This is a genomic window from Streptomyces sp. NPDC055078 (genome assembly GCF_053607985.1).
Genome location: NZ_JBSGUP010000021.1, coordinates 23,070 through 31,775, shown reverse-complemented (window position 1 = coordinate 31,775; position 8,706 = coordinate 23,070). Strand labels below are relative to the sequence as shown.

The 8,706-nt window shown below is 70.5% G+C and carries 12 protein-coding genes; all 12 read right to left on the bottom strand.

From position 1 onward, the window contains the following. Window positions 1–90 precede the first annotated feature (90 nt). The 12 genes from ACWF94_RS03750 to ACWF94_RS03695 all read right to left on the bottom strand — a co-directional run bounded on the left by ACWF94_RS03750 (window position 91) and on the right by ACWF94_RS03695 (window position 8,652). On the bottom strand, window positions 91–525 hold the full coding sequence (locus tag ACWF94_RS03750) for a minor capsid protein (RefSeq protein ID WP_453484335.1): 435 nt from the start codon (window positions 523–525) through the stop codon (window positions 91–93). Next, on the bottom strand, window positions 518–871 hold the full coding sequence (locus ACWF94_RS03745; RefSeq protein WP_453484333.1) for a hypothetical protein: 354 nt from the start codon (window positions 869–871) through the stop codon (window positions 518–520). The genes ACWF94_RS03750 and ACWF94_RS03745 overlap by 8 nt, the downstream gene beginning before the upstream one ends. Beyond that, on the bottom strand, window positions 868–1,185 hold the full coding sequence (locus tag ACWF94_RS03740; RefSeq protein WP_453484331.1) for a hypothetical protein: 318 nt from the start codon (window positions 1,183–1,185) through the stop codon (window positions 868–870). Before ACWF94_RS03740 ends, ACWF94_RS03745 begins: the two co-directional genes overlap by 4 nt. After that, window positions 1,185–1,601 (bottom strand): hypothetical protein, encoded by a 417-nt coding sequence (locus tag ACWF94_RS03735; RefSeq protein WP_453484329.1) that lies wholly within the window; start codon window positions 1,599–1,601, stop codon window positions 1,185–1,187. The genes ACWF94_RS03740 and ACWF94_RS03735 overlap by 1 nt, the downstream gene beginning before the upstream one ends. 9 nt (window positions 1,602–1,610) lie before the next feature. Next, the gene (locus ACWF94_RS03730) at window positions 1,611–2,120 is read right to left on the bottom strand and encodes a hypothetical protein (protein WP_453484328.1); all 510 of its coding nucleotides are present in this window, start codon (window positions 2,118–2,120) and stop codon (window positions 1,611–1,613) included. Then, window positions 2,104–2,412, bottom strand: coding sequence for a hypothetical protein (locus ACWF94_RS03725; protein WP_453484326.1), 309 nt, complete (start codon window positions 2,410–2,412; stop codon window positions 2,104–2,106). The genes ACWF94_RS03730 and ACWF94_RS03725 overlap by 17 nt, the downstream gene beginning before the upstream one ends. Before the next feature lie 2 nt (window positions 2,413–2,414). Continuing rightward, window positions 2,415–3,611: an SU10 major capsid protein gene (locus ACWF94_RS03720; RefSeq protein WP_453484325.1), complete on the bottom strand. Its 1,197-nt coding sequence runs from the start codon at window positions 3,609–3,611 to the stop codon at window positions 2,415–2,417. 14 nt (window positions 3,612–3,625) lie between these two features. Further along, the gene (locus ACWF94_RS03715) at window positions 3,626–4,360 is read right to left on the bottom strand and encodes a hypothetical protein (RefSeq protein ID WP_453484323.1); all 735 of its coding nucleotides are present in this window, start codon (window positions 4,358–4,360) and stop codon (window positions 3,626–3,628) included. Between the two features lie 91 nt (window positions 4,361–4,451). Continuing rightward, window positions 4,452–4,637 (bottom strand): hypothetical protein, encoded by a 186-nt coding sequence (locus ACWF94_RS03710; RefSeq protein WP_453484321.1) that lies wholly within the window; start codon window positions 4,635–4,637, stop codon window positions 4,452–4,454. Next, window positions 4,634–6,580, bottom strand: coding sequence for a phage minor capsid protein (locus ACWF94_RS03705; RefSeq protein WP_453484319.1), 1,947 nt, complete (start codon window positions 6,578–6,580; stop codon window positions 4,634–4,636). Before ACWF94_RS03705 ends, ACWF94_RS03710 begins: the two co-directional genes overlap by 4 nt. Further along, window positions 6,531–8,117, bottom strand: a complete 1,587-nt coding sequence (locus tag ACWF94_RS03700; protein WP_453484318.1) for a phage portal protein — start codon at window positions 8,115–8,117, stop codon at window positions 6,531–6,533. The genes ACWF94_RS03705 and ACWF94_RS03700 overlap by 50 nt, the downstream gene beginning before the upstream one ends. Further along, window positions 8,077–8,652 carry an HNH endonuclease signature motif containing protein gene (locus tag ACWF94_RS03695; RefSeq protein WP_453484317.1) on the bottom strand — a complete coding sequence of 192 codons (576 nt, stop codon included), beginning with the start codon at window positions 8,650–8,652 and terminating at the stop codon, window positions 8,077–8,079. Before ACWF94_RS03695 ends, ACWF94_RS03700 begins: the two co-directional genes overlap by 41 nt. Between the last annotated feature and the right edge of the window lie 54 nt (window positions 8,653–8,706).

Below are 8,706 nucleotides of genomic sequence, written 5' to 3'. Positions count from 1 at the left end.
GTCTGACCTCAGAAGTCGATGCTTCCGGCGCGGAGAGTGCTCACCTGCTGGCGGCTACGGCACCAAGTCTCTACGACCCGGTAGCTCCCATTAGGCGCGGTGCGCCGTGGGGCTGACGATCTCCATACGGAGATTGCAGACATGCTCATGCCGCTGGTTGGCGTCCACGCCGATCGAGGCCGGGCCGCCCTGGAGCGCCACCGCGAGGATCAGCTCGATACCGCCAGGCAGGACGACCGAGCCGAGGCCGTGCAGCTCACTGCGGATACGGGCGCACAGCGCGCGGGATACCCGCGGGTCCTGGGTGCCCCGGACGCGGACCTGCATCCGCGGTTCGTCGTACGGCAGCCGGGAGTCCGACTCCATGCCGCCGTCGTACAGCGTGAGCACCACAGCGACGCCCGGCGTGGACGGCATCGACTCGATAAACAGATTGCCGCTGGCGCCTGCTGGGTCGTAGGTGACGATGCCGCGCTCGGATAGATACTGGGCGATGCCGTCGAGGAGATCCGGCTCGTCATCCACGAAGCCACCTCCTCAGCGACACCTGCATCATCCGCAGCACCACGTCCCGCTCGGAGTTCATCGGGTCTTCGAGGTACTTGGCCTTACGCCCTGGGAGGTGGTCCCAGTCCATTTCCTCGTGCTGACGCCGGGCGTACACAGTGTCGTAAGAGATCGCCCCGTCGAGGCCATCGACTTGCACCTTCCCTGACTGCTCCAGAGTGCTCTCGTCCAAGGGGACCTGGGCCTTGGAGACGCCAAGGACATGCTCTAGGCCCTTCTCTAGGCCCTCCGATGCGAGTCGTCGGCCGCGGCCGGTCCGCAGAGTCTGCACCCGGCCGGGCGTAAACCGCGTGAACTGCGTCATGCGAGCTGCACCTCCAGATGATCCGGCGTGGCCAGGCCCCCGCCGTCCCGCCGGAGCGCGGCGATCACCGTGGTCGGCCGGCCGGAGGGGAGGGTGACGCGCGACTCTGCCGGACAGACCTCGTTGAGGCGGGCGTACAGGGTGCTGGAGGAGGTGACCTCCTGGCCTTCGCGGTTGCGGACCGTGCGGGTCTGCTCATCCAGGAAGCACCGCACGCTGACGGGCGGCCCGTACCGGGGGCCGTACGCCGAGTCCCCGAGGTACGGCTCCACCGTGACCGTGTGCCGCAGCAGCCAGCCGGGGATCTGGCCCATCAGGACGTCACCAGCCCCAGGACGAAGATGTCGCAGGTCAGATCCGGCGACCGGAGCGCTTCGAGCGCCGCCTCGGCGACCTCCCGCCCGCCACCCGTGCCAGCGCCGGACGACGAGCCTGAGCGCGACAGAGCAGCAGTCCCGATCTTCACCGAGTCCCACCGCCCCGCTACGCCCAGCTCGTCGCCCGTCTCTCCCCACCACTGCACCTGAGCGCAGGTCGCATCCCGGAACGCCGCGGTCACGATGGCGTTCGTCGGGAGTCCGGTCGTCGGGTCCGCGTCGTACCGGCACAGGCGGAACACCTGGGAGTCGAGCATCGTGGACGCCCGCGCGAGGGCGCCCTCGATGCCCGCGGGCGGGGTCTGCCCGGTGTAGGTCTGGTAGTCCGCTGCCGTCGCGTAGATGCGGGCCATGACCACCTCCTACGCGGACGACCCCACGATGACGATGTCGTAGGTGACGGCCGTACCCGCAGCCGAGTTGGCGACCTTCAACAGGTCCCCCGTGCCCGCGGTGACCGCGTACCCGACCGCGTCCGCCGCCCCGGCCATCACGCCGACCGTTGCCCCGGGCCGGAGCGTGACCGTGCCCGTCGCGCCGAGCAGGCTCGCCCACGCGGTCGCGCTGGCGTTGCCGACGACCACGCTGTTGGTGTTTGCCGCGGCGGCCGAGACGAACAGGCCCTTGATCCGTACGAAGGTGATCGCGGCGCCGAAGGCGTCCAGCAGGACCCCGGCGAGGTCGAGATCCTCCGTCGCAGAGGCGGCCAGGGTGCGCCGGTCGTGGAACACCTTGTCGGCCTTCCCCGCCCCGGTGCCGTCGGTCAGATGGACGGCCCGGCGGAACGCCAAACGATCCTCCGACACAGCCAGATCCAGCGCCCGCGACTGGTAGACCGAGGCCGAAATCCCCAGGTCAGTCGTTACCGGCACCGCCGCCACCACCCTCCGTGAACCGTGCGGCCAGCTCGTCCCGAGTCGCGGCCTCAGCGTCCGCCTCGGCCATGCCCTGGGCGACCGCGTACGCCTTCCAGTCCGCCTTGGACGCCGACCGGGCCGGGCGCTTCGGCTCGACAGGCTCCGGCTCCGGGTCAGGCTCGGTACAGCGCCAACCGGAGGCCGGATCGGCGGCCAGCGCGGCGTACCGCTCCGCCTCCTCGCTGTCGGGGACCGGGCGCACCCGCTCGGCCACATGCCCGCCAGCGCCTCGCTCGTAGACCGCCATGATCAACCCACCTTCAGCCCGGTCAGCACACCGTGAGCGCGCTCGTTGCCAAACTTGAGCCCCACCTCGCCGTACAACTGGGACTGGTCGCTCGCGCCGGTCTTGGCGAGCGGCTCCTCGAAGAAGACACCCTTGTCCGGCACGTTGAGGAACACCGGCATGAGCTGCTCCAGCGATGCGACGATGATCGTGTCCTGAGGGACGTGCCGGTCCATCATCACGTTCAGCGTCCCGAAGTCCGTGACCACGGTCGTCACGTCCACACCCCCCACCGTGCGCGAGGTCTCCTGGAACGCGCCCGCGTAGGCGGCGGTCACCGCGCGCTTCTGCGCCGAGTTCAACAGCAGAGTTGCCGTGAGCTGCTCGGAGATGCCGCCGTTGTCGTACGCGAGCTGGAGCAGATCGTTGACGTGCCCGGAGGTGAGCGCGGCCGAGGTCGGCTTCGTGTACGCGATCCCGGTCGCGGTGCCCAGCGTGATCGCCGCGCCGCCGCTGGACGACGACACCTTGAACGTGTTCGCGTCGATCTGGTCGACGAAGTACGCCCGCCCGGCGACGATGCCCGTCGCGGCCCCGGTCGCGGTGAACACGATCCGGTCGCCGTCCACCAGGCCGTGACCGGTGGAGGTGATGGTGTCCGTCGCCGAGGTGGCCCCGGTGGTGGTGGTGCCCTTCGCGATCCTGTTGGTGGTGATCGCGGCCAGCAGGCCCTTGGTCTGGCGCGCGGTCGCGTTGGAGGCGGGCTTGACGTACGAGCCGTTGATGAACGACCAGTTCACGTCCAGTGCCATCTGCTTCAGCATCTGGGCGACCTGCCAGTCCATCTCGTTCGTGACCGGGTTCGAGCCACCGGCGTGGTTGAACGGGGCGGACTGCGGGGAGGCGACCTGCCCGAACGCCGCCTGCTTGGTGTAGCTGACGCTCACCTGCTCCTGGTGGATCTGCACCACGTTCGTCACATTGCCTCGGACCCGCGCTTCGGCCGTCGGGGCGGTCGCGCCCTCGACGCGGGTGCGCTGCCCGGGGTCCCGCAGGTCGTAGCTCTCCCACTCGAACTCGGTCGCGGTGGTCATGCCACCGCCGGTCAGGCCGCCGATCGCGGACAGCAGGGGCGTGTCCTCCGGAGTGAGCGCGAACAGCTCGTTGGTGTAGTTGGGGAGGTTGAACGTGGTGCCCATCCCGGTGATCTGCCCGGCCATGGTCGCTCCTTAGATCATGTCTGTGCGGCCTTCTGCCGCTTGAGTCGGATGACGGTCGCGAAGTCCCGGTTGGCCTGGGCTTCGGCGATCTGCTTGTCGATGGATGCCGCCTGGTCGCCGGAGCCACCGGCGCCGCCCATGTCCCCGCCAGAGCGGCCGGCCCCGCGCGCGGTGGCGAGCTTGGAGAACTTGGTGACAGCGGACTTGATCGCGGGCACGTTGACCTCGCCGTCGTCGCCGACGAACCGGCTCACGTCGATCAGCTCGGCCGCTTCGCCGAGGTCGATCTGTGCGGCGGCGCAGGCGGCGCGGAACTCGGCAGCGGCGAGGCGCTGGCCGTAGTCGGAGGCGGCGGCCGTGCGGCCCTTCGCCTCGGCCTCGGCGACCGCCTTCTCCTGCTCGCTCATCGACGCCTTGCGCAGCTTCTCCAGCTCGGTCGCGGCGGTGCTGTTCTCCTTGGCGCGCTTCTCCCACTGGCGGGCCATGGCCTTCCAGTCCGTGCCGTCACCGGCGGCTCCGGATCCCTGTCCGGACTCCTGTCCGCCCTGGCCAGTGCCCTGGTCGGCGGCACCTTCTCCGGACTGTCCGGATGTGCCGGTCTCACCGGCGCCGGACTGTCCGGATGCGGATCCGCCGTTGTCCCCTGCGCCGCCATCCGCGTAGAGGACCGGGGAGAAAGGGCCCGTGCCGTACCAGGCGGGGTGTGACCATGCGGTCGCCCAGACGGCGCGGCTGAGGGTCTTTTGCATGAGTTTGCTCCCTTTCCGGGGTGCCAGAACGCCGTGCGGCGTCGGGGCATGCGTAAGGCCCCGCACGATGGCGGGGCCCGGGGTAGGACAGTCAGGTGAAGTCGATACAGGGTGGCTCTGGCGTCCACCGCCCGGCCGGCCCGTACCGCGCCTCGGCTGCCTCGCGGGCGGCGGCCATCTGTCGCTCCAGGGCGGCCCGCTCATCGCCGGACAGGGCGCGCAGCGCTTCGAGGCGCTCCTTCAGAGGCATGGCGCGCAGGGCATCCGGTGTGATCACGGGTCCTCCCTGAGCAGTCCAAGCCGCCGGAACGCGGCATCGAGCGCGGCGGCGATGGGCGCGAAGTCGACGGCATCCCAGTATCGGGGGTAGCCGTCGACCAGGCCAGTCCCAGGGATCACGGTCTCACCGTTCGCCGGATCCCGGGCGACCTCCAGACCGGCCAAGAGTCTCCGAACGCCGGAGCGCAGGGCGATCCACTGCGCGTACGCCCGGCCGAACGCCTCCCGCGCGGAGGCGAGGTAGTCGATGTACCGGTGGTCCACGTCGACCGTGTACCGGGTGCCGTCGGCCCGGACCCGGTCTACGAGCGGGGCCCCGTTCTCCATGGTCCGCAGGAAGCCGAGCATCCCGGCCTGCTCGCTGTCCTGGACTGCGGTCCACCACTCGTACAGCACACCGCCAGGGGCGATCGCGTCGTCGGTGAAGAACCGCTTGCCGCCGGGGCCGAGCCCCGCGTGGTCCAGGAAGTGGCCCAGCTCGTGCACGGCCGTCAGCCTCGGCGCCTGACCTTCAGGGTTCAGGGTGATCCGGCGGCCGGTGTACGCGCCCTGGTAGCCGGGCCGGTCCTCCGGTTCGAGCGGGATCGGCCGCATCCCGTCGGGGATGGTGTGGACGCGGTCGATCGCGGCAAGCGCGTCGGCCATGGCCGAACCGGTGGGTGTGGCCGGGTCGATGCCGGTCACCAGGTCGGTGGCGCGATCGGCGTTCTGGCCGGCGGGTGGGGCGTCCTGGCCGTCCGGGCCGGGTTGCTCGGGTCCGGTACGGTCGGCCGCCTGGGGGCGCGGGGGGCCCTGGATCTGCTCACGCTCGGGCTTGCGGCGCAGGTGCTCGTGCGCGGCCACATGCTCGCGCATGGCCTTCTGCCAGGCGCGGACCTTCGCGTTCGCGGCCCGCCGGGTCTGGTCGTCCATCGCCGCAGCCGCCCGGCGCTTCCACCGGCGGATGTGCCGCTCGATCTCCCGCTGCCGCTGCGTGTCCTCGTACGTCGTCCCGGGGGTGGGGTGGGCGGGCGGGCGGGTCGTCACGCCCGGGAGATAGGCGCTGAGGCTATGGCGGCAGTTGGGATGGAAAAGACCGGCAGCCCGCGCCTCGATGAGGCTCCCGGCGATGTGGACGGCGACGGTGGGCTCGGGCCCGCGCCGTCGGAGTAGCCCGCGGCGGGGCTGGGCGGGCGGTGCGGCGTGCGGTACACGGATGGTCTGCGGGCCGGGCGGGCCCGACAGAGTGAGCACCTCGCCCTCCCACTGCTCGCACAGCGGACAGTTCAGCGGGGCATCGGACACGATGACCAGGCCGATACCGACCTCGGCGAGCGCATCCGTATGGCCCTCGATCGCCGCGCGGGCGGTGACGGAGCGGACGGCCATCTCGGCGTACGCCGCCATGTCCCACGACCGGCCGGCCGAGTCCACGAACCCTGAGATGCCCCGGTTCGCGAACTCATCCAACGCCCGCTGGGACGCCTGGCGGCGGGTGAGGCCGCCCAGGAGCGTGGACGCGGACGCCCGCGCGACGACCGCCTGATACGCGTCCACCACGGCCCGCGTGATCCGCTGGTAGACCGGCCGGGTGTCCTGCGCGTACGACGCGGCCAGCCGGTCCACCGCCGGAGCACCGGGCAGGACACGACGGGCCTGGAGCTCCCGGCCGGCGTCCAGTGCGCCCATCTCGGCGGCGGCTGCCTGCCGGCCGCGGTTGTACGCCTCGATCAGCGCGTCGGCGACGGCGCCGTTCGCGTCGGTCTGGAGGGCGTTGCTGATGTCCTCGATGGCCTGTCGCAGGTCGCCGATGCTGCGGGCCTTGATCTCTGCCCACTTGGGGCTGTCGATGCCCTCGGCCAGCGCGGCCCTGAGCTTGTCCAGAAGGGCGAGTTCGGCGGCGTCATACAGCTCACGGACTTTCGCCGCGAGGTCTTCCGCCATCTCCGGGGACACCGGCATGCGGCACCCCCTCGGCTCCGGTCAGCGTTGGGTCCGAGGTCGCGCGGCCGGACTCGCCGAGGATGCGGCGTGTCTCGGCCTGTACCTCGTCGTCGTCCATGCCGGGGTTGGTGAGGCGTACGAGCGTCTCGGTGGACGCGGCCTCCGCTCGGCGCAGCAGCTCGGCGGTGGTGGCGAGTTCGCCGAGCCCTTCGGTGACGGAGTCCTGGAACTCCACCTTCGGCGGCTCGCTGATGTCGAGTCCTGAGACGCCGAATCGGAACCCGGCCTCGACGGCGAGCAGGGCGGCGAGGATGTCGGAGAGGGCGGGGTCGGCGTAGAGGGCCTTGCGCGCCCGGGTGCTCAGACTCCGGCGCTCCCGCGCTTTGATCTCCGTCGCGGTGACCGCCTGCCCGTCACCGTGCTCGCCGAAGGTGCTGGCGCTGTACCCGGCCTGGCGGGCGGCCTGTTCGGTGAGTGCCGCGCAGGTGTCCGCGTGCTCCTTCACTCGGATGGCGAACTGGACCGAGGTGATGGGGTTCGGGTCGCCTGCGCGCGGGAGCATGTTCAGGCCGGTGTAGACCCGCCGGTCCTCGAAGGCCACGCCCTTGCCGGGGCCGAGGGACTCCAGCAAGGTGTCGGCAACGATGATCCGGCTGCGCCCGTCCTGGAGGTCCCGCATCCAACTGGTCCAGGATTCGTCCAGGGCATCCATCAGGCCCTCGATGCCCTGGAAGTCGGACTGTCCCCAGTAGGCCGCGCTCGGGATGTGCCGCCAGGCTCGCGCCGGGCGGACGTTGGGCATGTACGAGGCGGTCAGGTGCTTGTCGGCGCCGGTGTGGAGGCCGCCCTCAGCGTCCACCATCGTGGCGAGGGGCGCCGTCGCGGGGTGGTCCCCCAGCGGCCGGATGGCTCCGAGGGCGGTGAGGCTGCCCTCGTACAAGCCGTGGTAGATCCGGCCCTTCTCGTGGCGCTCCAGGTGCCGCATGACCCTGCGGTCGTTGGTGTCGCCATTGTCGAGGACGGTCCAGAACGTCACCGCGGTGAGCCGCCCATACCGGAACTCCGGAACGGCCCGGTCTGCGGCCACGGTGTCGATCCACGGCCGGTCGCTGACCTCGTCGTCCCAGACAACGCGGAAGTAGGCGCCGCCGAGCGCCGCGCACACCTCCCCTGCCTCCAGCAGGGTGGGGTGGAGGCTCTTCGTCATCGCGTCGAGTCGGGTCTGGGTGGCTTCGTTGGCGCCGATGAGCGCGGGCGGCTCGGAGAAGAGCAGCCCGGAGGAGGTGCGGGCAATGTCACCGGCGAGGGGAATGTGGAGCTTGGATCGCTTCTCGCCTTCGGGGGTGGGCTGCCCCCAGAACCAGCGCGCCAGCATGCCGACCACGCCGCCGCGGTGCTGGGCGGGCCGGTTGACCTGCTCGCGCTGGCCCCGGCCCGCGTAGCGCTGCTCCAGCCGGTCCGGGTCGGCCGAATACCAGGCATCGTGATCAGCCAGCGTCGTCTGCACAACGGGGTCAATCGGCGGCCATGTCATGTCGTGGTCCGGAAGGGGCATGCCACTTCGCTCCCTTCTTCCGGTTGCACTGCGCGTGCGACGGCCTGATGTTGTCCTGGGTGTGGGTTCCGCCCTTGGCGAGCGGCTTTACGTGATCAAACTGAAGGTCAAACCGGCCGGGGATGACTCCACCGCAGATGTGGCACACCATGCCGTACTGGTTGAGCAGCGCGGTAAAGTCGATGGGCCCGGTGCTGGTCTCCTTGATGCGCGCGTATCGTCGTGCGTTGCGCGCCGACTGGTGTTCGCGGACCCTGAGGGGATTCGCTTCCTTCCACCGGTTGATGTTGGCGAGGTGGCGTTCCGGGTTTTGCTCCCGCCATCTGCGGCACCGCTCTGTGTTGTCAGCCTCGCGCTCGGCGTAATACCGCTGGTTGTAGGCCCGGGTCACCTCTGGGCGCTCTGCACGCTGCCGGGCGCGTAGCGCGTTCCGCTTAGCGCGGTCGCGCTTCAGCTTGTCGTAGTGGCGCTGGCACAGTTCCCTGTACCGGCGCGGGGTCGGGCAGCCCTCGGCGGAGCAGATACCCTCAGTCATGTCGGCACTCCTTGTAAGTGTCGGCCATGCCCCGGGACCGTTGGCGCGGTCGCC

Bases quoted from the DNA above. Each gene is read 5' to 3' on its own strand.
- ACWF94_RS03720 (WP_453484325.1), bottom strand. From the start codon at position 3,611: ATGGCCGGGCAGATCACCGGGATGGGCACCACGTTCAACCTCCCCAAC.
- ACWF94_RS03740 (WP_453484331.1), bottom strand. From the start codon at position 1,185: ATGGGCCAGATCCCCGGCTGGCTGCTGCGGCACACGGTCACGGTGGAG.
- ACWF94_RS03705 (WP_453484319.1), bottom strand. From the start codon at position 6,580: ATGCCGGTGTCCCCGGAGATGGCGGAAGACCTCGCGGCGAAAGTCCGT.
- ACWF94_RS03715 (WP_453484323.1), bottom strand. From the start codon at position 4,360: ATGCAAAAGACCCTCAGCCGCGCCGTCTGGGCGACCGCATGGTCACAC.
- ACWF94_RS03725 (WP_453484326.1), bottom strand. From the start codon at position 2,412: ATGGCGGTCTACGAGCGAGGCGCTGGCGGGCATGTGGCCGAGCGGGTG.
- ACWF94_RS03745 (WP_453484333.1), bottom strand. From the start codon at position 871: ATGACGCAGTTCACGCGGTTTACGCCCGGCCGGGTGCAGACTCTGCGG.
- ACWF94_RS03700 (WP_453484318.1), bottom strand. From the start codon at position 8,117: ATGCCCCTTCCGGACCACGACATGACATGGCCGCCGATTGACCCCGTT.
- ACWF94_RS03695 (WP_453484317.1), bottom strand. From the start codon at position 8,652: ATGACTGAGGGTATCTGCTCCGCCGAGGGCTGCCCGACCCCGCGCCGG.
- ACWF94_RS03735 (WP_453484329.1), bottom strand. From the start codon at position 1,601: ATGGCCCGCATCTACGCGACGGCAGCGGACTACCAGACCTACACCGGG.